The organism is Pseudorhodoferax sp. Leaf274, assembly GCF_001422445.1.
Lineage (GTDB): Bacteria > Pseudomonadota > Gammaproteobacteria > Burkholderiales > Burkholderiaceae_C > Pseudorhodoferax.
Genome location: NZ_LMNA01000002.1, coordinates 92,771 through 115,778, shown reverse-complemented (window position 1 = coordinate 115,778; position 23,008 = coordinate 92,771). Strand labels below are relative to the sequence as shown.

At 70.9% G+C, this 23,008-nt stretch carries 23 protein-coding genes; 14 read left to right on the top strand and 9 right to left on the bottom strand.

The features are described 5' to 3' along the window. Positions 1-6: 6 nt before the first annotated feature. Both ASF44_RS06100 and ASF44_RS06095 read left to right on the top strand, forming a co-directional pair. Positions 7-975 carry an ABC transporter ATP-binding protein gene (locus ASF44_RS06100; RefSeq protein ID WP_056898324.1) on the top strand — a complete coding sequence of 323 codons (969 nt, stop codon included), beginning with the start codon at positions 7-9 and terminating at the stop codon, positions 973-975. Between the two features lie 59 nt (positions 976-1,034). After that, positions 1,035-2,057: an ABC transporter ATP-binding protein gene (locus tag ASF44_RS06095; protein WP_056898445.1), complete on the top strand. Its 1,023-nt coding sequence runs from the start codon at positions 1,035-1,037 to the stop codon at positions 2,055-2,057. A 9-nt stretch (positions 2,058-2,066) separates the two neighbouring features. On the opposite strand, the gene ASF44_RS06090 is transcribed toward ASF44_RS06095, so the two are convergent. Beyond that, complete coding sequence (locus ASF44_RS06090) at positions 2,067-2,915, bottom strand: MurR/RpiR family transcriptional regulator (RefSeq protein ID WP_056898323.1); 849 nt, start codon at positions 2,913-2,915, stop codon at positions 2,067-2,069. A 5-nt stretch (positions 2,916-2,920) separates the two neighbouring features. Beyond that, complete coding sequence (gene zwf / locus ASF44_RS06085) at positions 2,921-4,384, bottom strand: glucose-6-phosphate dehydrogenase (RefSeq protein ID WP_056898322.1); 1,464 nt, start codon at positions 4,382-4,384, stop codon at positions 2,921-2,923. A gap of 157 nt (positions 4,385-4,541) precedes the next feature. On the opposite strand from zwf, the gene tal reads away from it, so the two are divergent. From tal to ASF44_RS06070, 3 genes are read left to right on the top strand one after another with little or no spacing between them, the layout of a single operon-like run. Then, entirely contained in the window at positions 4,542-5,489 is a 948-nt protein-coding gene (gene tal, locus ASF44_RS06080) for a transaldolase (RefSeq protein ID WP_056898321.1), read from the top strand. 1 nt (position 5,490) lies between these two features. Next, the gene (gene pgi / locus ASF44_RS06075; protein ID WP_056898320.1) at positions 5,491-7,053 is read left to right on the top strand and encodes a glucose-6-phosphate isomerase; all 1,563 of its coding nucleotides are present in this window, start codon (positions 5,491-5,493) and stop codon (positions 7,051-7,053) included. A 7-nt stretch (positions 7,054-7,060) separates the two neighbouring features. Next, on the top strand, positions 7,061-7,768 hold the full coding sequence (locus ASF44_RS06070; protein WP_056898319.1) for an FHA domain-containing protein: 708 nt from the start codon (positions 7,061-7,063) through the stop codon (positions 7,766-7,768). 89 nt (positions 7,769-7,857) lie between these two features. Here the strand turns inward: ASF44_RS06070 and groL are convergent, their stop codons facing one another. From groL to ASF44_RS06050, 4 genes are all read right to left on the bottom strand, one after another. Next, positions 7,858-9,498: a chaperonin GroEL gene (gene groL / locus ASF44_RS06065; RefSeq protein ID WP_056898318.1), complete on the bottom strand. Its 1,641-nt coding sequence runs from the start codon at positions 9,496-9,498 to the stop codon at positions 7,858-7,860. Positions 9,499-9,545: 47 nt separating this feature from the next. Then, positions 9,546-9,836 (bottom strand): co-chaperone GroES, encoded by a 291-nt coding sequence (gene groES, locus ASF44_RS06060; protein ID WP_056898317.1) that lies wholly within the window; start codon positions 9,834-9,836, stop codon positions 9,546-9,548. 201 nt (positions 9,837-10,037) lie between these two features. Then, a complete protein-coding gene (locus ASF44_RS06055) occupies positions 10,038-11,204 on the bottom strand; it encodes a cell wall metabolism sensor histidine kinase WalK (RefSeq protein ID WP_056898316.1) in 1,167 nt (388 codons plus the stop codon). A 10-nt stretch (positions 11,205-11,214) separates the two neighbouring features. After that, positions 11,215-11,949, bottom strand: coding sequence for a response regulator (locus ASF44_RS06050; protein WP_056898315.1), 735 nt, complete (start codon positions 11,947-11,949; stop codon positions 11,215-11,217). A 222-nt stretch (positions 11,950-12,171) separates the two neighbouring features. Between ASF44_RS06050 and ASF44_RS06045 the strand changes: the two genes are divergently transcribed. From ASF44_RS06045 to ASF44_RS06005, 9 genes are all read left to right on the top strand, one after another. Beyond that, positions 12,172-13,590, top strand: a complete 1,419-nt coding sequence (locus ASF44_RS06045) for a TolC family protein (RefSeq protein WP_235579143.1) — start codon at positions 12,172-12,174, stop codon at positions 13,588-13,590. Then, positions 13,587-14,723: an FtsX-like permease family protein gene (locus tag ASF44_RS06040; protein WP_056898314.1), complete on the top strand. Its 1,137-nt coding sequence runs from the start codon at positions 13,587-13,589 to the stop codon at positions 14,721-14,723. The genes ASF44_RS06045 and ASF44_RS06040 overlap by 4 nt, the downstream gene beginning before the upstream one ends. Positions 14,724-14,725: 2 nt before the next feature. Continuing rightward, positions 14,726-15,466, top strand: a complete 741-nt coding sequence (locus ASF44_RS06035) for an ABC transporter ATP-binding protein (protein WP_056898313.1) — start codon at positions 14,726-14,728, stop codon at positions 15,464-15,466. Beyond that, positions 15,463-16,386, top strand: a complete 924-nt coding sequence (locus ASF44_RS06030) for an efflux RND transporter periplasmic adaptor subunit (protein WP_056898312.1) — start codon at positions 15,463-15,465, stop codon at positions 16,384-16,386. Before ASF44_RS06035 ends, ASF44_RS06030 begins: the two co-directional genes overlap by 4 nt. Continuing rightward, a complete protein-coding gene (locus ASF44_RS06025; RefSeq protein WP_082524561.1) occupies positions 16,379-17,098 on the top strand; it encodes an MtnX-like HAD-IB family phosphatase in 720 nt (239 codons plus the stop codon). Before ASF44_RS06030 ends, ASF44_RS06025 begins: the two co-directional genes overlap by 8 nt. A gap of 56 nt (positions 17,099-17,154) precedes the next feature. Beyond that, positions 17,155-17,988: a carboxylesterase gene (locus ASF44_RS06020; RefSeq protein WP_235579150.1), complete on the top strand. Its 834-nt coding sequence runs from the start codon at positions 17,155-17,157 to the stop codon at positions 17,986-17,988. Next, a complete protein-coding gene (locus ASF44_RS06015; RefSeq protein WP_056898310.1) occupies positions 17,985-18,371 on the top strand; it encodes an EamA family transporter in 387 nt (128 codons plus the stop codon). Before ASF44_RS06020 ends, ASF44_RS06015 begins: the two co-directional genes overlap by 4 nt. Before the next feature lie 5 nt (positions 18,372-18,376). After that, positions 18,377-18,799, top strand: coding sequence for a multidrug efflux SMR transporter (locus tag ASF44_RS06010; RefSeq protein ID WP_056898442.1), 423 nt, complete (start codon positions 18,377-18,379; stop codon positions 18,797-18,799). A 66-nt stretch (positions 18,800-18,865) separates the two neighbouring features. Beyond that, complete coding sequence (locus tag ASF44_RS06005; RefSeq protein WP_056898309.1) at positions 18,866-20,092, top strand: DegT/DnrJ/EryC1/StrS family aminotransferase; 1,227 nt, start codon at positions 18,866-18,868, stop codon at positions 20,090-20,092. 21 nt (positions 20,093-20,113) lie between these two features. On the opposite strand, the gene ASF44_RS06000 is transcribed toward ASF44_RS06005, so the two are convergent. From ASF44_RS06000 to ASF44_RS05990, 3 genes are all read right to left on the bottom strand, one after another. Further along, the gene (locus ASF44_RS06000) at positions 20,114-20,845 is read right to left on the bottom strand and encodes an ABC transporter substrate-binding protein (protein ID WP_056898308.1); all 732 of its coding nucleotides are present in this window, start codon (positions 20,843-20,845) and stop codon (positions 20,114-20,116) included. 157 nt (positions 20,846-21,002) lie between these two features. Continuing rightward, positions 21,003-21,911, bottom strand: a complete 909-nt coding sequence (locus tag ASF44_RS05995) for a hypothetical protein (protein WP_056898307.1) — start codon at positions 21,909-21,911, stop codon at positions 21,003-21,005. Beyond that, a complete protein-coding gene (locus tag ASF44_RS05990; protein ID WP_056898306.1) occupies positions 21,908-23,002 on the bottom strand; it encodes a GNAT family N-acetyltransferase in 1,095 nt (364 codons plus the stop codon). Before ASF44_RS05990 ends, ASF44_RS05995 begins: the two co-directional genes overlap by 4 nt. Positions 23,003-23,008 lie beyond the last annotated feature (6 nt).

Genomic DNA, 23,008 nt, shown 5'->3' with positions numbered 1-23,008 from the left:
GCATCCATGTCCCTGCTAGAAGTCCAGAACCTGGTCGTCGAATTCCCCAGCCGGCGCGGCACGCTGCGCGCGCTGGACGACATCTCCTTCTCCATCGCGCCCGGCGAGATCCTCGGCGTGGTGGGCGAGTCCGGCGCCGGCAAGTCGCTCACCGGCGCGTCCATCATCGGCCTGCTGGAGCCGCCGGGCCGCATCGCCAGCGGCCAGATCCTGCTGGAGGGCCAGCGCATCGACAACCTGGAGCACGAGGCCATGCGCCGCATCCGCGGCCGGCGCATCGGTGCCATCTTCCAGGATCCGCTGACCTCGCTGAACCCGCTGTACTCGGTGGGCCGCCAGCTGACCGAGACGATCCAGGCGCACCTTCCCGTCAACGCGGCGGAGGCGCGCCGGCGCGCCATCGGTTTGCTGCAGGACACCGGCATCCCGGCGGCCGAGCAGCGCATCGACCACTACCCGCACCAGTTCTCCGGTGGCATGCGCCAGCGCGTGGTGATCGCGCTGGCCCTGGCGGCCGAGCCCAAGCTCATCGTGGCCGACGAGCCCACCACGGCGCTGGACGTGTCGATCCAGGCGCAGATCATCCAGCTGCTCAAGCGCGTGTGCCGCCAGCACGGTGCGGCCGTCATGCTGATCACGCACGACATGGGCGTGATCGCCGAGACCTGCGACCGCGTGGCCGTGATGTACGCCGGCCGGATCGCCGAGATCGGCCCGGTGCACGAGGTCATCAACCACCCGGCACACCCTTACTCCGAAGGCCTCATGGCCGCGATCCCCGACATCACCATCGACCGCGAGATGCTCAACCAGATCGATGGCGCCATGCCCCGCCTCAACGCCATCCCCACCGGTTGCGCCTTCAATCCGCGCTGCCCGAAGGTCTTCGACCGCTGCAAGGTCGAACGGCCCGAGCTGATGGACGCCGGCGCCAGCCGCGCTGCCTGCTGGCTGCACGCCGGAGGTGTGCGATGAGCGCCGCCGGGCTGGACCGGGAGGCGCGCACCGCGGGCCGCCAGGCCGAAGGCCTGCCCATGCCTGCCGTCGCCCAGCCGCTCGTGCAGGCGCACGACCTGGCCAAGGTGTTCGACGTGTCGCCGCCCTGGCTGAACCGCGTGATCGAGCGCAAGCCCAGGGCCCTGCTGCATGCGGTGGACGGCGTGAGCTTTTCCATCGAGAAGGGCAAGACGCTGGCGCTGGTCGGCGAATCCGGTTGCGGCAAGAGCACGGTGGCGCGCCTGCTAGTCGGCCTGTACGCGCCCACGCGTGGCGGGCTGACCTTCGACGGGCAGGATGCGCACGCCGCGTTCAAGGCCTCCGAGGGCCGCGCAGGAAGCGAGGGCGCGGCCCTGCGCCGGCGCATCCAGATGATCTTCCAGGACCCGTACGCGAGCCTGAACCCGCGCTGGGTGGTCGAGGACATCATCGCCGAGCCGCTGCTGGAGCATGGCCTCATCCACGACAAGGCAGGGCGTCGCGCCCGCGTGGGCGAATTGCTGCAGTCCGTCGGCCTGTCGCCGCTGGACATGTCCAAGTACCCGCACCAGTTCTCCGGCGGACAGCGCCAGCGCATCTCGATCGCGCGTGCCTTGGCCACGCAGCCCGATTTCCTGGTGTGCGACGAGCCGACCTCGGCGCTGGACGTCAGCGTGCAGGCCCAGGTGCTCAACATCATGAAGACGCTGCAGCGCCAGCGCGGCCTGACCTACTTGTTCATCTCGCACAACCTGGCGGTGGTGCGGCATGTGAGCGACGAGGTGGGCGTGATGTATCTGGGGCGCCTGGTCGAGCTGGCCGACAAGCAGAGCCTGTTCGCCGCGCCACGCCACCCCTACACGCGCATGCTGCTGGACGCGATCCCGAAGATGCACGACACCGGCCGCGCCCGCACGCCGGTGCAGGGCGAGGTGCCCAACCCCCTGAATCCGCCGACCGGCTGCGCCTTCCACCCGCGTTGCCCGCACGCGAACGCGCGCTGCAAGGCCGAGCGGCCACTGATGCAGAAGATCGCCGGCATCACCGTGGCCTGCCACGCGGTGGAGGAAGGCCGGATCTGAGGCCGGGCCTCAGGTGTACCGTTTGCTGCGCAGGTTGTCCTTGATGTCCTGCAGCATGGGCTGCAGGCGTGCGCCGCCGATGCGCAGCGCCACGCAGGTGGCCAGGATGTCGATCACCATCAGGTGCAGCAGCCGCGACACCATGGGGCTGTAGCGGTCGTAGCCCTCGGGGTGGTCGGCCGCCAGGTGGATGTGGCCGGCGGCGGCCAGGGGCGAGCCGCTGGCCGTCAGCACGATGGTGGTGGCGCCCTTGCGCCGCGCGATGTCGCAGGCGTCCATGAGGTCGCGCGTGCGGCCCGAGTTGGAGATCACCACCGCGCAATCGCCCGGCCGCAGCATGGACGCGGCCATCACCTGCATGTGGCCGTCGCTGTAGCTGATCGCGTTCACACCCAGGCGGAAGAACTTGTGCTGCGCGTCCTGCGCCACGATGCCCGAATTGCCGGCGCCGTAGAACTCCACGCGCCGGCCCGTCTGGTGCATCGCCGCCAGCGCCGTGGCGGCCTTCTCGATGGCGGCCACGCCGGCGTCGTTGCGGTACTTGAGGAAGGCGGCCACCGTGTTGTCGATGACCTTGACCATCACGTCGCCAGTCTTGTCGTCCACGTCCACCGCACGGTGGATGAAGGGCACGCCCTCGCTCACGCTGCCGGCCAGCTTGAGCTTGAAGTCCACCAGCCCGTCGTAGCCCACGCTGCGGCAAAAGCGCACCACCGTGGGCTTGCTGACGTGCGCCAGCTCGGCCAGTTCGCCCACCGGCAGCGAGGCGAACGCGCGCGGGTCGCTCAGCACGAGCTTGGCCACCCGCTGCTCGGCAGGCGCCAGCGAGGGCAGGCAGGCGCGGATGCGGTCGAGCATTGCGCTCAAGCCTCCTCGCTCCAGTAGAAGCCGTCGCGCGCGATCATGGCGCTGGAGGCGCTCGGCCCCCAGGTGCCCGCGGCATAGCTGCGCGGCGGGCGGCTCTCGTTCTTCCAGTACTCCAGGATGGGCTCGACCCAGCGCCAGGCGGCCTCCTGCTCGTCGCTGCGCACGAACAGGTTGAGCCGGCCGTCCAGCACGTCGAGCAGCAGCCGCTCGTAGGCGCCCACGCGCTCGCTGCCGAAGCGCTTGTCGAAGTCCAGGTCGGCCTGCACCGGCGCCAGCTGCTCGGCGGTGCCGCTGCGCTTGCGGGTGCCCTGGCCCTGCGCCATCAGGTGCAGCTCCAGCCCGTCCTTGGGCTGCAGGTTGATGACCAGCCGGTTGAAGCTGCCCTGCGGCGTGTCGTAGATCGCATGCGGCGTAGGCTTGAAGTTGACCTCGATGCGTGCATCGCGCGAGGAGAGCCGCTTGCCCGTGCGGATGTAGAAGGGCACGCCGGCCCAGCGCCAGTTCTCGATCTCGGTGCGCAGGGCGACGAAGGTCTCGGTGCGGCTTTCCGGGTCCACGCCGGGCTCTTCCAGGTAACCCGGCACGCGCGCGCCGTAGGCCGTGCCGGCCGTGTACTGGCCGCGCACCGTGTGCAGGCCCAGCGTCTCAGGGTTCCAGCGCTTGAGCGAACGCAGCACCTTGAGCTTCTCGTCGCGGATGGCGTCGGCGTGGGCGTTGATGGGCGGCTCCATCGCGATCGCGCAGACCAGCTGCAGCGCATGGTTCTGCACCATGTCGCGCAGCGCGCCGGTCTGGTCGTAGAAGGCGCCGCGCTTTTCCACGCCCAGGTCCTCGGCGATCGTGATCTGGATGTTGGCGATGTATTCGCGGCGCCAGATCGGTTCGAACAGCGCATTGCCGAAGCGCATCGCGAACAGGTTCTGCACCGAGGGCTTGCCCAGGTAATGGTCGATGCGGAACACCTGGTTCTCGGCCAGCACGCGGCCCACGGCCTGGTTGATGGCGCGGTTCGACGCCAGGTCGTGGCCGAGCGGTTTTTCCAGCACCACGCGCGTCTTGGGGCCGTTGAGCTTGGCGGCGGCGATCTGCTCGACCACCTGCGTGAACAGCGCCGGTGCCGTGGCCACGTACATCACGAGCGAATCGGCGTTGCGGGCCAGCAGCTTGTCGGCCAGCGCCGCGAAGTCCTGCGGCTTGGACAGGTCCACGCGCTGGTAGTGCAGCAGTTCGGCGAAGCGCTTGAACTCCTCGACATTGGGGCGCTTGTCGCCCTCCACCGCGTCGAAGCGCGACTGGATCAGCGCGCGGTAGTCGTCGTCGCTGAGATCGTCGCGTGCCACGCCGATGATGCGGCCGTTGGGTGGCAAGGTGCCGTGGCGGAACGACTGGAACAGCGCCGGCATCAGCTTGCGCCAGGCCAGGTCGCCGGTGCCGCCGAAGAGAACAAGGTCGAAGCTCATGGTTGTTACATCAAATGGTGGGTGGGACTGTAACTTAGTTTCATGCTCGGGCATACTGGCGGCGTTGCGCAGGAGGCCTTCGCTGACCCGGCCCTTCTTGTGCTTGCCTTATCCTCCTGCCCACCTTGCAACCCTTGCAATTGCCTTGCCACCTGCCATGACCCAACTCGATGCCCTCAAGGCGCTCACCACCGTGGTTGCCGACACCGGCGACTTCAAGCAACTCGGTGCCTTCAAGCCCACCGATGCGACGACCAATCCCTCGCTGATCCTCAAGGCCGTGCAGCTGCCCGACTACGCGCCGCTGCTCAAGGATGCCGTGTCGCGCTTTCGCGGCAAGGCTCTGGACGAGGTGATGGACCGCCTGCTGGTGCGCTTCGGCTGCGAGATCCTGGCCATCATCCCGGGCCGCGTCTCCACCGAGGTGGACGCGCGCCTGAGCTTCGATACCGCAGCCACCGTGGCGCGCGGCGAACGCCTGATCGCGCTGTACGCGGCCGAAGGCATCGCCAAGGAGCGCGTGCTGATCAAGGTGGCTTCCACCTGGGAAGGCATCCAGGCGGCCGCCGAACTGGAGCGCAAGGGCATCCGCACCAACCTCACGCTGCTGTTCTCGTTCTGCCAGGCCGTGGCCTGCGGCACGGCCAAGGTGCAGCTGATCTCGCCCTTCGTCGGCCGCATCTACGACTGGTACAAGAAGTCCGCAGGCAGCGCCTGGGACGAGGCCGCCAGCAGCGGCGCCAACGACCCCGGCGTGCGCTCAGTGCGCCAGATTTACGAGTACTACAAGCGCTTCGGCATCGCCACCGAGGTCATGGGCGCGAGCTTTCGCAACACGGGCCAGATCACCGCGCTGGCCGGCTGCGACCTGCTGACCATCAGCCCCGATCTGCTGGCCCAGCTCGCCGCCAGCGAAGAGCCGCTCGCGCGTACGCTGGACGCCGAGGCCGCGCGCAAGCTCGACCTCGTGGCTGTGCAGTACGACGAGGCCGGCTTCCGCTACGCGCTGAACGAGGACGCCATGGCCACCGAGAAGCTGGCCGAAGGCATCCGCGCGTTCGCGGTGGACGCGGTCAAGCTCGAAAAGCTCATGCAGGCGGCCTGAGATGGGCTGGACCGACCGACCCCGTTGCGACCAGTTGCCCGCCTGGGGCCAGCTGCGTGCGCTGAGCCAGGCGCTCAAGACCGGTTACGACGTGCGTGCCGCGCTGGCGGACGACCCGGGCCGCGTGCCGCATTTCAGCCAGGAAGCGCCGGAGCTGTTCGCCGACCTGTCCAAGAACTGGATCGACGCCGGCATCGAGAACGCGCTGTTCGACCTGGCCGACCAGGCCGGTGTGCCGGCGCACCGCGATGCCATGTTCGCGGGCGAGGCCATCAACAACACCGAGCAGCGCGCCGTGCTGCACACGCTGCTGCGCGCGCCGGCCGGCACGCCGCAGGCCACCCCGGCCTGGGATGCGGCCCTGGCCGATGTGCACCAGACGCTGGACGCCATGCTGGCCTATGCCGAGCAGGTGCGCGCCGACAGCGGCATCACCGACATCGTCAACATCGGCATCGGCGGCTCCGACCTGGGCCCGCAGATGGTGGTGCGCGCGCTGGACGCCTACGCCGCGCCCGGGCGCCGCCTGCACTTCGTCAGCAACGTGGACGGCCACGAGCTCGATGCCGTGCTGCGCCGCTTGAAGCCCGAGAGCAGCCTGTTCCTCATTGCGTCCAAGACCTTCACCACGGCCGAGACCATGGCCAACGCGCGCTCCGCGCTGGCTTGGTTCCAGCGCAGCGGCGGGACGGACGTGGCGCGCCACTTCGCCGCGCTGTCGAGCAACGTGGAGGCCGCGCGCGCCTTCGGCATCGCCAACATCTTCGGCTTCTGGGACTGGGTGGGGGGCCGCTATTCGCTGTGGTCGGCCATCGGCCTGCCGATCGCGATCGCCATCGGCGCCGAGGGCTTCCGCGAACTGCTGGCCGGCGCCCACGCGATGGACCGGCATTTCCGCGAGGCCCCGCTGCAGGCCAACCTGCCGGTCCGCCTGGGCCTGCTGGACGTCTGGTACCGCAACTTCCTGGGCTTCACGAGCCGCAGCATCGCGCCCTACCACAGCGCGCTGGCACGGCTGCCCGCCTACCTGCAGCAGCTGGAGATGGAGAGCAATGGCAAGCGCGTGGACCGCCGCGGCGGCGCCTTGCCGTACGGCACATCGCCGGTGCTGTGGGGCGAGCCCGGCACCAATGGCCAGCACGCCTACTTCCAGATGCTGCACCAGGGCACGGACGTGGTGCCGGTCGAGTTCGTCGCCGTGCGCGAGGCCGCCCATGGCCTGCCGGGCCACCAGTCCGCACTGCTGGCCAACGCGCTGGCGCAGGCGCAGGCCCTCATGCAGGGCAAGCCCGATGCCGCAGGCCACCGCGACTTTCCGGGCAACCGGCCCAGCAGCTTCCTGTTGCTGCAAAAGCTCACGCCGCGCAGCCTGGGCGCGCTGATCGCGCTGCAGGAGCACCGCGTGTTCACGAGCGGCTCGGTCTGGGGCATCAACAGCTTCGACCAGTGGGGTGTCGAACTGGGCAAGGTGCTGGCCAAGGACATCGAGCCGCGCCTGGCCACGGGCGACAGCAGCGGGCTGGACGCCTCGACCGCCGGCCTGCTGCAGCGCCTGCGCAGCTGAGCGCGCCATGCCGGCACTGCGCTTCTCCATCGAAGGCTCGGCGGAGCCCGGCGCCGTGTTCGGCCCGCAGGGCGGCACGCTGGGCCGGGCCGACCAGAACACCCTGGTGCTGCGGGATGCCGAGCGCTCGGTGTCGCGCCTGCATGCGCGGGTGGACTGGCGCGCCACCGGCTTCGTGCTGGTGAACATGGGCCTGAACACCATCATCCACAACGGCGGCCTGCTGGCCACGGCCGAGGAGGCCGATCTGGCAGCAGGCGACGTGCTGCGCATCGGCCGGTTCTCGCTGCTGGTGTCGGACGCGGGCGAACACGAGTTGGCGCACGACGAGGAAGAGGCGCTGTTCGACGACATGACCGGCGAGCCGTTGGCGCGGCGCGTGCCGCCCTGGCCCAACCTGGGGCTGTTCGACGATTCCGCGGCCGGCTTCGTCGCATCGGGCGCAGCGGCGGTGCAGGCCACCCCGGCGCCGGGCACCGTGGGCGAGCTGCTGCAGGGCATGGGCTGCGCCTCGGCGCCGCTGCCCGCCACGGTGACGGCGCGGCAGGCCGGCGAACTCATGCGCAGCGCCATCGAGGACACGCTGCGCACCTGGATCCCGCACTGCTCGCCGGCCGTGCAGCAGGCCTGGTTCACGAGCTTCGAGGAGGCCCTGGTCCGCGTGAGCCAGGCCCAGGCCCGCGTGGAGCAGCAGCACGACGGCCGCGCCACCTGACGGGCATGGAATGAAAAAAGCCCCGCAGCTTGCGCTGCGGGGCTTTTTTCATGGGGCGGTGCGGCTTCGTCGGCCGCACCGGGCAGGCATTACATGCCCATGTCGCCCATGCCACCCATGCCGCCGGGCATGGCCGGGGCGGGGGACTCGTCCTTCGGAGCCTCGGCGATCATCGCCTCGGTCGTCAGCATCAGCGAAGCCACGGAGGCGGCGTTCTGCAGGGCCGTGCGGGTCACCTTGGTCGGGTCCAGGATACCCATTTCGATCATGTCGCCGTAGGTGTCGTTGGCGGCGTTGAAGCCGTAGTTGCCCTTGCCACCCAGCACGGCGTTCACGACGACGGAGGCTTCGCCACCGGCGTTGTAGACGATCTCGCGCAGGGGCGCTTCGATGGCCTTCAGAACCAGCTTGATGCCGGCGTCCTGGTCGGCGTTGTCGCCCTTGATCTCGCCAGCGGCTTGCTTGGCGCGCAGCAGCGCGACGCCGCCACCGGCCACGATGCCTTCTTCCACGGCAGCACGGGTGGCGTGCAGCGCGTCTTCGACACGGGCCTTCTTTTCCTTCATTTCGACTTCGGTGGCAGCGCCGACCTTGATCACGGCAACACCGCCGGCCAGCTTGGCCACGCGCTCTTGCAGCTTCTCGCGGTCGTAGTCGCTGGTCGCTTCTTCGATCTGCACGCGCACTTGCTTGACGCGGGCTTCGATGTCGGCAGCAGCACCGGCGCCATCGATGATGGTGGTGTTTTCCTTGCCCACTTCGATGCGCTTGGCCTGGCCCAGGTCGGCCAGCGTGACCTTCTCCAGCGTCAGGCCCACTTCTTCAGCGATGACCTTGCCGCCCGTCAGGATGGCGATGTCCTCCAGCATGGCCTTGCGGCGGTCGCCGAAGCCAGGCGCCTTGACGGCCACGACCTTCAGGATGCCGCGGATGGTGTTGACCACCAGGGTCGCCAGCGCTTCGCCGTCGACTTCTTCGGCAATGATCAGCAGCGGACGGCCGGCCTTGGCGACGGCTTCCAGCGTGGGCAGCAGTTCGCGGATGTTGCTGATCTTCTTGTCGAACAGCAGCACGAAGGGGTTGTCCAGCAACGCGGCTTGCTTTTCCGGGTTGTTGATGAAGTAGGGCGACAGGTAGCCGCGGTCGAATTGCATGCCTTCGACGACGTCCAGCTCGTTGTCCAGCGACTTGCCGTCTTCGACGGTGATGACGCCTTCCTTGCCGACCTTGTCCATCGCGTCAGCGATGATCTTGCCGATGGATTCGTCGCTGTTGGCCGAGATGGAGCCGACTTGCGCGATTTCCTTGGAGGTGGTGGTGGCCTTGGAGGCCTTCTTCAGCTCGGCGATCAGGGCGGTGACCGCCTTGTCGATGCCGCGCTTCAGGTCCATCGGGTTCATGCCGGCGGCCACGTACTTCATGCCTTCGCGCACGATGGCCTGGGCCAGCACGGTGGCGGTGGTGGTGCCGTCGCCAGCGTTGTCGGAGGTCTTGGAAGCGACTTCCTTGACCATCTGGGCGCCCATGTTCTGGAGCTTGTCCTTCAGTTCGACTTCCTTGGCCACGGACACGCCGTCCTTGGTCACGGTGGGGGCGCCGAAGGAGCGCTCGAGCACCACGTTGCGGCCCTTGGGGCCCAGGGTGACCTTGACCGCGTTGGCCAGGATGTTCACGCCTTCGACCATGCGGGCGCGGGCTTCACCGCCGAAAATGACGTCTTTAGCTGCCATGAGTAATTCTCCGGATTCGATTCAGTAAGAGGGTGCGAGGCGAGAAATTACTTCTCGACGACTGCGAACAGGTCGTCTTCCTTCATCACCAGCAGTTCGTCGCCATCGACCTTGACGGTCTGGCCCGAGTACTTGCCGAACAGCACGCGGTCGCCGACACGGATCGACAGCTCGACGCGCTTGCCGTTGTCGTCCAGCTTGCCCGGGCCCACGGCCAGGACTTCGCCTTGGTCGGGCTTCTCGGCAGCGTTGTCGGGGATCACGATGCCAGAGGCGGTCTTGGTTTCGCTTTCAATGCGCTTGACGATCACGCGATCGGCCAAAGGACGAAGTTTCAATTGCATCTCCTGAAGAGGCTTGGAAGGGCACAGCCGGTGGCTGCAAATTTGGATTACGTGGGGCGAAAGCTTCGTTAGCACTCATCCCCAGCGAGTGCTAATCATAAGGGTGAAACGTGGCGGTTCAAGTGGCGGCGGGAAAAAACTGCCGCGCCAACAGCCGCCGCAGCCCGTCCACGGCGGCTTGCGCGCAGGCGTTTTCTAGCGCACCGCCCGTGCCAGCGTCACCGTGAAGCACAGGCCCCGGCCCGCCTCGCGGGGGCGCACTTGCACCGTGGCGCCCTGGCGTGTCGCCAGCGCATGGACGATGGACAGCCCCAGGCCGGAGCCCTCGCCGGTCTTGCCGGGCGCATGCGCGAAGCGCTTGAACGGGTTGGCCAGCTGCGCTTCGGACATGCCGGGGCCGTTGTCGCTCACGGACAAGCGCACGGCCTCCCGGTCGACCGCAACGTCCACGCCCAGCCAACCGCCCGCGCGTGCGTGGCGCAGGGCGTTCTCGACCAGGTTGACCAGGATCTGGCGCATGCGGACCGCGTCCACCTCCACCCGCGCGGAGCCCGGCACGGGCGGGAGCGTGAGTTCGAGCACCACGCCATGGTCGCGGATGCGCGCGGCATGGCCGGACAGGGTGTCCTGCGCCAGGGCGGCCAGGTCCTGCTCCACCAGGTGCAGCGAGAGCTGCCCGGCCTCGGCCAGCGACAGGGTGTGCAGGTCGTCCACCAGGCGGCCCAGGTGCTCCACCTGGTCGAGCAGCAGGCGGGACTCCGTGGCGTCCGCGGCGATCACGCCATCGCAGATGCCGTGCAGCCGCGCCCGCAGCACCGTGAGCGGCGTGCGCAGCTCGTGCGAGATCGAGGCCGTCGTGGCCCGGCGCTCGCGCGCCATGCCGTCCAGCGCGTCGATCATCTGGTTGAAATGGCCGACCATCTCGGCCATCTCGCCCTTGTAGCGGGCCGGGGCTGCACGCACCGAGAAGTCGCCGGTCGCCACCAGGGTGGCCGCCGCGGCCATGGAGGCCAGGGGCTTGGTCACCATGCGCGAGACGAAGAAGCCCACCACCAGGCCGAACGGAAAGCACACCACCAGGCCGACGAGCAGCGACACCTTCTCGCCGAACAGCAGGTCGCCCTGCCAGTATTGGCCGTAGATCGCCCGGGCGCGTGGGCCGTCGGCCAGGTCCTGTGCGTTGAGTTCGTCCATCTCGGCCTGCAACGCCGAGGGCAGCGTCCGGTAGAACGCGCGGTACTGCACTTCGTTGAACACGGTGACGCTGGCCGCCAGCAGCCCCATGGTGGCGATCAGCGTGCCGCCGATGTAGAGCCCGAAGCGGATCCAGATCCGGTCGAGCACGGAGTTCTTGCCCAGCATGGCCCGCGCCTCAGGCCGACAGGGCGTCGCCGGGCAACAGCCGGTAGCCGATGCCGCGCACGGTCTCGATCAGGTCGCCCTGGCCTGCCTGCTGCAGCTTGCGCCGCAGCTTGGACAGGTGCGAATCGATGACCCGGTCCAGCGCATCGCTCTCGGGCAGGCAGTGCTCGATCAGGTGGCTGCGCGAGAAGCAGCGCCTGGGCTGGGCGGCCAGGCAGGCCAGCAGGCGGAACTCGGTGAGTGTCAGCGGCAGCGGCACGGTGCGCCCGTCCGGTTCATGCGCCAGGGCCTCGTGCGCCCGGTGGTCGATCTCGATGCGCCCGACGCGGATCGAGGCCGTCCCCTTGGCGGCGGCCTGCGGCGCCGCGCGGCGCAGCACCGCGCGCACGCGGGCCACGACCTCCGGCGGGCTGAAGGGCTTGACCACGTAGTCGTCGGCGCCCATGCGCAGGCCCAGCAGCTTGTCGACATCGTCGGCCAGCGCCGTGACCATGATGACCGGCGTCTGGCCGTCTTCGCGGATCGCCCGCAGGAGGTCCAGGCCGTCGATGCCGGGCAGGTGGATGTCCAGCAGCACGAGGTCGGGCCGCAGCTGGCGGAACAGCTGCAGCGCCGTGGTGCCGTCCCCGGTCTGGCGGGCCCGCAGGCCTTCGCGCTCCAGGTAGGCCGTGAGGATGCTCGCGATGCTGGGCTCGTCCTCGACGACGAGGACGAGGGGTCCGGGTGGCGGCGCTGTGCTGGTCATGGTCATGCGGGTAGAACGTTCGGCCGGCGCGGCAGGTGCACGCGCAGGCCGGGACTGGCTCGGGCGCATTGTCCTGCGCACGACGCGGGCCGGCAGCGGCCGGCCATCTCCACGCAATCTCCACATGGCGTGCACTGCGAAGCAAGCTTGCCCAAGCCCAATCGGCAGCACTGAGCGCCCAGGCACCGGAGCCGGGCCCAGACCACCCAACAACGGCCCGGCTTGAACCGCACCCCCTTCTTCCTGTTGCACGCCGTGGCGTTCGCCGCGCTGGCCAGCGGCTGCGCCGCACCGGTGCCGGCCGATCCGCCGGCGCCGCCGTCCATGCCGGCCGCCTGGACGCAGCCCGCCCTGGCCGGGGCCACGCAGGTCGACCTGCGCGGCTGGTGGAAGGCCTTCGGCGACCCGGCGCTCGACGCGCTCGTCGACGAGGCGCTGGCGCACAACCTGGACCTGGCGATCGCCACCTCCCGCCTGCGCGAGGTGCGCCTGCAGGGCCGGCGCGCGGCGCTCGCGTTCAAGCCATCCCTGGGCATCAACGCACAGACGCTGCAGGACATCTCGGCCACCGACACCTACTTCCACGCCAGCATCGACATGGTCTGGGAGCTGGGCCTGTTCGGCGCCGGCCAGAGCACGCGCGACGCGGCCTCGGCCGACACCGATGCCGCCGAGGCCGACGCCCAGGGCGTGCGCGTGGCCGTGGTCGCCGACGTGGTGCGCCACTACCTCGACCTGCAGGCCGCCCGGCGCCAGCTGCAGCTGCAGTTGCAGGTCGGCGAACTGGAGTCGCGCGGCGCCGAATTGGCCGAGGTGCGCCGGCAGGCCCGCCTGGGGCAGGAGGGCGACGTGGAACTGGCCCGCGTCCGCATCGACCAGAGCCGCGCCGCGCAGTTCATGCCGCGCGAGGCGATGGCGCAGTCCGCGCAGGCGCTCGCCACCCTGCTGGGGCGCCAGGCCCCCGATCCGGCCTGGAGCGCAGGGCCCGCCGGCGCCGGTGGCGCCACGCTGCAACCGGGCGCGCTGGCCGAACTGCCGGCCGACCTGGTGCGCACGCGCCCCGATGTGCGCGGCGCCGAGGCCCAGGTGCGCAAGGCCGCCGCGGCCCTCGGGCTGGCGCGTTCCGAACTCTATCTGCGGCTGGCCATCATGGGCTCGCTGCTGTACTCGTACAACCTCACGCGCAACTTCCGCACGCGCACCGACAACGTGCCCGCGTTCGGCCCCGTCATCGACATTCCGCTGTTCGACTGGGGCCGCCGGTCGCTGCAGGTCCAGGCGCAGCAGGAGGCGCTCCACGCGGCGCTGCTGGGCTACCGGCGCGCCGCGCTGGCCGGGGTCGACGAGGCCGAACGCGCGCTGGCGGCCTACGCCGCCCAGCAGTCGCGTGCGCAGGCGCTGCAGGCGGCCTGGGCCGGCCTGCAGGCGCAGGCCGCGGGCGGCCAGGTCCGCCGCGGCCTGGGCCTGTCCAGCGAATACGACGGCCTGGCGCTGCGCCGCGCGGCGCTGCAGGCGCAGGCCGATCTGCTGGCGGCGCAGGATGCGCGCGCACTGGCCTACGTCGCGCTCTACAAGGCCCTGGGCGGCGCGCCGCTGCCTGCGCCCGGCCCGCAGGCGGCCGACGCCGGGGGCGCCGGATGATCGCGCTGGCCCGCAAGACGCTGGTGCACGAATGGCGCCGCTTCGTCCCTTCGATCTTCGCCGTGGGCTTCTCCGGCCTGCTGCTGGTCGTGCAGGCCGCGCTGGTGCTGGGCATCTTCGGCAGCGCCGCGGTGTACGTGAACACCTCCCGCGCCGACCTGTGGGTCGGCTACCCCGGCACGCAGAGCGTGAGCTTTGGCCGCACCATCGGCTCGGACCTGGCATCGCGCCTGCAGATGGACCCGGCCGTCCAGGCGGTCGAACCCTACCTGTGGGTGGATGCCGACTGGTACAGCGCCGACCCCGGCACCGGCGGGGTGCCCGTCTATGTGTCGGGCATCCGCACCGCGGCCGACGGCCTGATGTTCGCGCGGCTGCTGACGCCCTGGCAGCGTGAGGCGCTGCGCGCGCCCGGCGCGGTGATCGTCGACCAGGCCGACCTGGACACGCTGGGCACGCGTGCGGGCCAGGTGGCCTGGATCAACGGCCACCGCGTGCGCGTGGCGGCCACCATCAGCGGCCTGCGCGGGCTCGGCGGCGTCAACGTCCTCGCATCGCTGGAGACCGCGCGCGACCTGTCCGACGCCGATGCCACCGGCGGCAGCACCTACTGGGTCGCCAGCACGCGTGCGCCGGCGGACGCCCAGGCGGCGCAGGCGCGCCTGTCCCGGACCGAGGCCGCCTTCGGCCCCTACGAGGTCTGGACCGCGCAGCAGTTCTCGCGCCGCTCGCAGCTCTACTGGATCTTCGACACCGGCGCCGGCGTGGCCGTGCTGTTCATGGTCGTCGTGGTGTGCGTCGTCGGCGTCGTCGTCACCAGCCAGTCGCTGCTGGCGGTCGTGGCCGGCTCCTCGCGCGAGTACGCGGTGCTCAACGCCCTGGGCGTGAGCCATGGCGCGCTGGGCCGCCTGGTGGTCGAGCAGGCCGGCTGGATCGGCGGCCTCGGCCTGCTGCTGGCCGCCCTGGCCAGCGCCAGCCTGCTCGGCGTGGCGGCGGCCTACGGCGTTCCGGTGGCGATGACGCCCGCCGTCGCCCTGTCCTGCGCCGCCATGGTGGTGCTGGTCGCGCTGCTGTCCGGCATCGTGGCCATGCGCGGCGTGCTGCGGGCCGACCCTTCCATGCTGCTGCGTTGAACATGCTGCGAGACCGTCCAGAAGCCGCGGCCACCACCAGCCTGCAGGCCCGCCAGATCAGGAAGTCGTTCCAGTCGGGCGCGGTGCACGTGCAGGTGATCTCCGAACTCTCGATCGCGGTGCGCGCGGGCGAACTCACGCTGATCGCCGGCCCCTCCGGCTGCGGCAAGAGCACGCTGCTGTCGATCCTGTCCGGCCTGCAGCATCCCGATGCGGGCCATGCGCTGGCGCTGGGCCAGGACCTCGGTCAGCTGGGCCGGCGGGCGCTGGAGCGCTTTCGCCTGCAGCACACGGGCTTCGTGTTCCAGGGCTTCAACCTGTTCCCGGCCCTGACCGCCGTGGAGCAGGTGCAGGTGCCCCTGGGCTACCTGGGCATGCGCGACGGCGAGAGCCGCGTGCGTGCGCGCCGGGCGCTCGACGAAGTCGGCCTGGCCAGCCGCATGGAGATGCGCCCCTGGCAGCTGTCGGGCGGCGAGAAGCAGCGCGTGGCCATCGCCCGCGCCATCGCCAAGGAGCCGCAGCTGCTGTTCGCCGACGAGCCCACCAGTGCGCTGGACGCCGAGAGCGGGCAGCGCGTGATCGACATCCTGCACCGCGTCGCGCGCACGCACGGCACCACCGTGCTGTGCGTGAGCCACGACCCGCGCCTGGTGCGCCACGCCGACCGCGTGGTGGGCATGGAGGACGGCGCCATCCGCAGCGACTGGCGGCCACCTTCCCCGACTCCTGAAACCGCAGCATGAGCAAGCCGACACGATCCCATTTCCTTCGCCGGTGCCGGACCGCGCTGCCGCTGGTCCTGGCCCTGGCGCTGTGCGCCTGCGGCGACCACGCCGCCATGCCGCTGCAGGCCGCCGTCGCCGCGCCCGCGGCGCAGCCGGCAGTGGCCGTGGCGCGCGGCCTCATCGAGGTGCAGGGCGGGCTGCTCGACCTCAACTTCGGGCAGGACGGGCCGGTGGCTGCCGTCGCCGTGCAGGAGGGCCAGGCCGTGCGGCGCGGGCAGCCGCTGGCGCAACTGGCAGACCCCGCCGGCGCCGAGGAGCTGGCGGTGGCGCAGGCGGAACTGCGGCTGTCGCAGGCCCGGGTCGACGCGCAGGCGCAACGGCTGCCCGCGCTGCGCCAGACGGCCAGCCGCCTGGCCGGCGCCGCGCGCGCAGGCGCAGCCGAGCCGCAGCGGGCCGACGAAGCGCAGCAGGCCGTCAAGGACCTGGAATCGGAAGTGCTGGTGGGGCGGGCGGCGACGGAGGTGGCGCGCAGCCGCATCGCGCTGCTGCGTGCACAGCGCGCCCGGCTGAGCCTGGTGGCGCCGCAGGACGGCGTGCTGCTGCGTGTCGCCGTGAAGCCCGGCCAGCACGCGCTGGCCACCGCCACCGCCTTCACGCTGCTGCCCAACCGGCCGCTGCAGGTCCGTGCCGAGCTCAACGAGAGCTTCCTCGGCCAGGTCCACGTGGGCCAGCGTGCCGTGGTGGTGACCGATGGCGATGCCGCCGCGTCCGCGCTGCCGGCGGCGCGGCTCGTGCGCATCAGCCCGGTGCTCGGTGCCAGCCGCCTGCAGGACGACAACCGCCGCGGCACGCCCCGCACCGTGGAATGCATCCTGGAGTTCGCACAGGCGCCCAGCGCGCGTGTCGGACAGAACGTGAAGGTGAGTTTCTATGACTGACGACCGCGCATGCGAAGCCGCCGCTTCGCGCTCCCTCCCGCCCCGTGGTGGCAACTGGATCGTCCAGTGCGACTTCGACGGCACCATCAGCACCGAGGACGTGACGGACTCGCTGCTGCAGCGCTTCGGCCGTGACGGCTGGCAGGCGCTGGAAGACGCCTGGGAGCGCGGCGACATCGGCTCGCGCGAATGCATGAAGGGCCAGGTCGCGCTGCTCGACATGGACCGGCGCGCGCTGGACGCGCACCTGGACACCCTCGCCATCGACCCGCATTTCCCGGAATTCGTGCGCACCGCCCACGCGCTCGGCATGCCGGTCCAGGTCGTGAGCGACGGCATCGACCATGCGATCCACCACGTGCTGCGGCGCCATGGGCTCGGTGCGCTCCCGGTGATCGCCAACCGCCTGGTGCAGACCGCCCCCCGCGGCTGGCAGCTGCAGTCGCCCTGGGCCAGCGCCGCGTGCGTGCGCGCCAGCGGCAACTGCAAGTGCGAGCGCCTGGCCGAGCAGAAACAGCGCCACGACCGCGTGCTCTTCGTGGGCGATGGCACCTCGGATTTCTGCGTGTCCGGGCGCGCGGACTTCGTGCTGGCCAAGCACAAGCTCATCGGCCACTGCATGGCCAACGGTATCGCGCACGCCGCCTTCACCGACTTCTCGCAGGCCGCCTTGCTGTTGCCGCATCCCAGCGCGGTGGAGTTGGCCGCATGAACACCAACGCCTTGCGCAGTACCGCCGGCATCGACAGCGCAGCAGCCAGGCAGGCCATGGACAGCGAATACGTGCTCGAAGGCCACGGCCACAACGCCGCCAGGGGCGTGCTGCTGATCCACGGCCTGACCGGAACCCCCAACGAGATGCGGCTGCTGGCCAAGGGCCTGAACCGCGCCGGCTTCACCGTGCTGGCCGTCCAGCTGGCCGGCCACTGCGGCAGCGTGGACGACCTGCTGGACTCCAGCTGGCAGGACTGGCTGGCCAGCGCGCGGCGCGGTGCCGACAAGCTGTGCCGGCTGACCGGCGCGCAGCGCATCGTCGTGGGCGGGCTGTCCATGGGCGCCGTGCTCGCGCTTGCCCTGGCGCAGAACCGGCCGCAGCAGGTGGCGGGCGCCATCGCGCTGTCGACCACCTTCCGCTACGACGGCTGGAGCATCCCGGCCTACACGCGGCTCGACTTCCTGCTGCCCCTGTTCAAGGCGCTGGGCATCGGCAGGCGCAGCGTTTTCATGGAGCAGCCGCCCTACGGCATCAAGGACGCCACGCTGCGCGAGCGCATCGTCGCGCAGATGCAGGGCGGCGACAGCGCCGCCGCCGGGCTGCCGGGCAACCCCTGGTGGTCGGTGATCGAGATGCGCGCTCTGTCCGCGCACGTGCGCCGCCGGTTGGACTTGGTGCGCGCTCCGTGCCTGGTGATCCACGCGCGCGAGGACGACATCGCCTCCGTGCAGAACGCCCACACCATCGTGCGCGGCGTGCGCCATGCCCCGGTGGAGCTGGTGCTTCTGGACGACAGCTACCACATGATCACCATCGACCGCGAGCGCCGCAGCGTGCTGGCGCACACGCTGGCCTTCGCGCAGCGCCTGTCCGCGGAGGCGGCATGACGCCGGAGGCGGGCGGCGGCCTGCCGGCGCTGGCGGTGGGCCTGTGGACGGCCAACATGCTGCTCGACACCTGCGGCCAGCTGGCCTTCAAAGCCGCAGCCCAGGCCGATGCGCGCGCGGGCACCGGCCTGGCGCGCTGGCGCTGGATGCTGGGCCGGCCCTGGCTGTGGATCGGCGTGGGCTGCTACGCGGCCGAGTTCCTGGTGTGGCTGGCCTTCCTGTCGTTGGTGCCGCTGTCCGACGGCGTGCTGCTGGGCTCGATCAACATCGTCGTCGTGATGCTGGCCGGCCGGCTGCTGTTCGCCGAGGCGCTGTCGCCGCTGCGCTTGGCGGGCATCCTGCTGGTGACGGCGGGCGTCGCCGTCGTGGGGCTGCAGGCGTGAGCGTCGTGGCACCTTCCGCGGGCCGGCCGCTCAAGCGCTTCTACGCCATCGGCTTCATCGTGCTGGTGGCCTTCGACACGCTGGCCCAGGTCAGCTTCAAGCTGGCGGGCGAGCATGCTCTGCCGCTGGAGCCCTCCGGCGCCTGGCTGGCACGCGTGTTCGGCGAGCCGTGGATCTACGGTGCGCTGGTGGGCTACGCCGGCGCCTTCTTCACCTGGATGACGCTGCTGGAGCACGCCCCCATCGGCCCGGCATTCGCTGCATCGCACCTGGAGGTGGTGACGGTCATGGGCGTCTCGGCCGTCGCCTTCGGCGAGCGCCTGGGCTGGCCGCAGCTGCTGGGCGGGCTGCTGATCGCGGCGGGCATCGTCTGCCTGGCGCGCAGCGAGGGCAGCGAGCCCTCGGCGCCGCCGTCGCCAAATGCCTGAAGTCCGGGTCGCCGTCCGCTGCTGCCTCATGTCTTTGACGTGCGAGGCATTGCCCATCGCGGTCCCATGTCCCTGAAACGCGAGGCGCCGCCCACCGCCGGCCTGCCGCTGCGGGCGGCGGACCTGCTGCCCACGAGCGGCAGCGACCTGGGCGCGGCGCTCGCGCGGTTCCTGCAGGTGCCGGCGGTGCAGGTGACGTGCTCGGGCACGGCTGCGCTGGTGGTGGCGCTGAAGGCGCTGCACGCGCGTGCGCCGCAGCGGCGCGAGGTGGTGCTGCCTGCCTACACCTGCCCGCTGGTGGCGATGGCCGTGGCGCACTGCAGGCTGACGGTGCGCCTGTGCGACCTGCAGCCGGGCGGCATCGACCTGTGCCCCGCCGCGCTAACCGCGCTGTGCGGCCCCCGCACGCTGGCCGTGCTGCCCACGCACCTGGGCGGCCGCGTGGCCGACGCCGCGCCTGCCCGCGCGCTGGCGCATGCCGCCGGCGCCTGGGTGGTGGAAGACGCGGCCCAAGCCCTGGGCGCCCGGGTCGGCGGCCATTGCATCGGCACGGGCAGCGACGTGGTCTTCTTCAGCCTCGCCGTGGGCAAGGGGCTGACGCTGTTCGAGGGCGGCGCCCTGGTGGTAGCCGACCCCACGCTGCGCGAGGACTGCCGGCGCATCGCGCGCGAGATCGCCCCGTTCCGCCTGGGTTGGGAACTGCGCCGCAGCCTGGAATTGCTGGGCTACGCCGCGCTGTACCGCCCGGACGGCCTGCGCTGGGTCTACGGCCGGTCGCTGCGCCGGGCACTGGCGCGTGGCGACCTGGTCGAGGCGGCGGGCGACGATTTCGGACCCGGCATCGCGCTGCACGCCGTAGGCCGCTGGCGGCAGGCCGTGGGCGTGCAGGCGCTGGCGCGTCTGCCGGCTTGGCTGGCGAGCGGCACCGAACAGGCGCGGGAACGCGCCGCGCGCCTGCGCGCCATCGCAGGGCTGGCGGTGCTGGGCGACAGCCCGACCGTGTGCGGCGCCCGCGGCGTGTGGCCGGTGCTGCTGCTGCTGCTGCCCGACCGGGCGCGCCGCGACGCGGCGCTGCAGGCCCTGTGGGGTGCCGGCGTGGGCGCCGGCCTGCCCTTTGTGCACGCGCTACCCGACTACGCGCGCTACCGGGCGCTGTTGACGCAGGCCGCGGAAGACCCGCTACCGAACTCCCGCGATTTCGCCGGCCGCGTGCTGTCCCTGGGCAACAGCCCATGGCTGCACGAGGCGCAGTTCGACGCGATCTGCGCGGTGCTGCGGCGCTGCTGCGCTTGAAGGTGCCGCCGCTGCGCGATGTCAGCGGGCCTTGGGCAACGGCGCCAAGCCGACGCTCTGGAGCGCGGCCTGGTAGTGCGCGTCGATCACGCCTTCTTTCTGCATTTGCTGCAAAGCCGCATCCAGTCTCGGCACGAGCTCGGCGTTCTTCTTGTGGAGGATGAGGAAAACTGGCTCGGACGCCCATTCGTAGGGCCAGCGCTCCAGCGCCATGGGCTGGCGCTTTTTCAACTCTTCCTCGCCGCTGAGGTAGGTCGCCATCCACACGTCGAACCGGTGGCTCTCCAGCATCTGGAATGCCGCGTCGAGGGTCTGCGCTTCGGTCATGCGCAGGCCCTGGCCATGCTTGACCAGTGAATTGGCCCCGCGCGTTCGACCGAACGACAGCTTCTCCACCTGCGCCCGGTTCATCTGCCGGAAGCCCGCGAGCTTGGAATACAAGGCGATCTGGATGTCCAGCAAGGGCGTGGGCACCACGATGAGGTTCGGGCGTGAAGCGGCCACGTCCTTGATCCGGTAGAGGTCGCCGTCCACCTCGCCCGCGTTGGCCATTTCCAGCGCCCTGGAGATGGGCACCCGTTTGAACTCGAGCGGCAAGTCGGCCCGCCTGAATGCCTCCTGCACCACCCGCATGGCCAGTTCGGTCGTGCTTGCGGCCTCTTGCTGCATGGCGATGACATAGGGTGGTGCGGCTTGCGCGTGGGCTGCGCCGAACACGGCGATGACAAGAAAGATCAAGAAGGTGAAAGGCATCGTCCTCCCGGCAAGGGCCGGTCATGTACCGCGTCGTCCATCCAACATGCTATGGACGGTCGGACTTTGCCATCTTTTTGTGCACCACCTTCGCGCCGGCCCGAAGCGGGTGCGGCGCGCGCCCTCGCCCCGACCCGCCCCCGAGCGAAGAGGCCCGTTATGCCGCTGCGTCCAGCAGCGTGCGCAGCGCCCCGTTGAGCGCGCCCTGCGCGGCCTGCCAGGCGGGCAGCTCGGCGCGCTCGGCAGCGGTGTCCTGGCCGTCGCGGCCGCTCAGCAGGCGCTTCCAGGCGGAGCGGTAGCGGTATTGCGAGACGTCGCCCGTCACGTCGCTGCCGGCCAGGCGGCCGCGCAGCGCGCCGGCGATGGCCGCGGCGTGGCGAACCTGGAAGACACCCTGGTCCCAGTTCGTGCGCACGACCGAGGGGGCGAACACGTCCTTGTCGATGCTGAGGTAGGCGGCGGTACCGTCCGCCGCCAGCAGGCCGCTGCACGCGTCGACCAGGCTGTCGGCATCGGCGAAGGTGCGGAACTGCGCGCCGATGCCCAGCCAGCGCGCCCAGCCCGTGTCCACGCCCACGCTCCAGTAGGTCAGCCGGCGCGCCAGCAGTGGGCGCAGGTAGTTCTCCCAGGCGTGGCCGGCCCCGATGTCGGCCGAGGTGATGCCGATCACGTGCACCTGCGCCACCTGCGGCAGCAGCGCCACGCGCCGCACCCACGAGCCGCAGTGCACGCCGAAGGGGTAGCGCATGTTGTCGGGGTGGTTGTCAAGCACCACCACGCGCAGTGGCCGCGCCGTGGTGTGGCCGTGCGCGGCGATGCAGCGCGCCACCAGCGGCCAGCTGAGGTGGTGGAAGTCGCCGCTGCCCATGAACACCGTGCCGTGCGCGGCGCAGGGCGGCATCTCGCGCTGCAGCACGCGGGCGAAGGCTTGCATGCAAGGGAGGCCGCAGCCGAAGCGCAGCCGCTCCTGCCAGTCCTGCGCCAGCGCCAGCCGCCGCTCGCCGGCCAGCTGCGCGACCGAGCCGTCCAGGTCCAGCACCACCGGCGGGCGGGGGGACGCCGTCACGTTGCCTCGTGCCACTGCCGGTCGCTCTCGAAATGCCGCACCAGCCTGCGCGCGAGGGCACGCAGCACCGGCTGGCGCACGTAGACCGCGTGCCGCGTGAAGGTGAAGCGTGCGCCCAGGCTGCGCTTGACCTCCGGGTCGGTCCAGCCGGCGACGTAGTGCGTCAGGCCCTCGCGCAGCGCGTACTCCAGGTTCTCGACCCAGCTGACGAAGTACAGGTTGAGCGCGCGCGCATCGGGGTAGGCCAGCCCGATGTACTTGTCGACCAGCCGGCCCTGGTGCCGGTAGCACAGGTTCCAGCCCAGCAGCGCGCCGGTGGAGCGGCGGCGATATTCGAAGACCACGCCGCCCGCCTCCGCGTCGCGCAGCAGCGCCGAGAAGAAGGCCGGCGTGAGCCGGTCGAAATGCACCTCGCTCTGCGCATAGACGCCCTCGTAGAGCGCGTAGTAGGCCGCGATGCGGCCGTCGTCGAGCGCGGGGCTGCCGGTGGGCAGCACCTGCACCGCTACCTCGGCCCGGCTGCGCAGCTTGCGGCGCAGGTTCTGGCGGCGGCTCGGCGACAGCCGGGCCAGGTAGGCGTCGATGCTGGCGAAGTCGATCGGCACGTAGGCCAGCGCCTGGCCCTCCACCAGCAGGAAGCCCTCGTCCGCGCAGGCCTGCGCCAGCGCGCGCGCATAGGCGTTGTCGGCATCGGAGAGCAGCGGCGAATCCTGCGGGATGTCCTTGACGATGGCCAGCCGGAAGCGCCCGCCCAGCACGCGGCGCACCTCGCGTGCGAAGCCGGCCGCGCTGCGCTGCGTGCCCGGTGGATCCGACGCCGCAGGCGCGGCCGCGGCGCCGGGCAGCGGCGCGTACTCGGTCACCGTGGTGCCCACGAACCCGGTGCGCACGCGCAGCCAGCGCGACCAGTGCTGGTACAGCGGCAGCCGGCGCAGGCGTGCCTTGAAAGCGTCGTCGGCCGTCGTGAGCAGGTCGAACGGCGCCTCGAAGGCCGGCGCCGCCAGCCCCGCGACCGGCGCGAACCCTTCGGGCGGGTGCGCCTGGAAATGTGCGACCAGCGCGCCCGGCTCCACCAGGTTGCGGCAGTCCATCCGCCG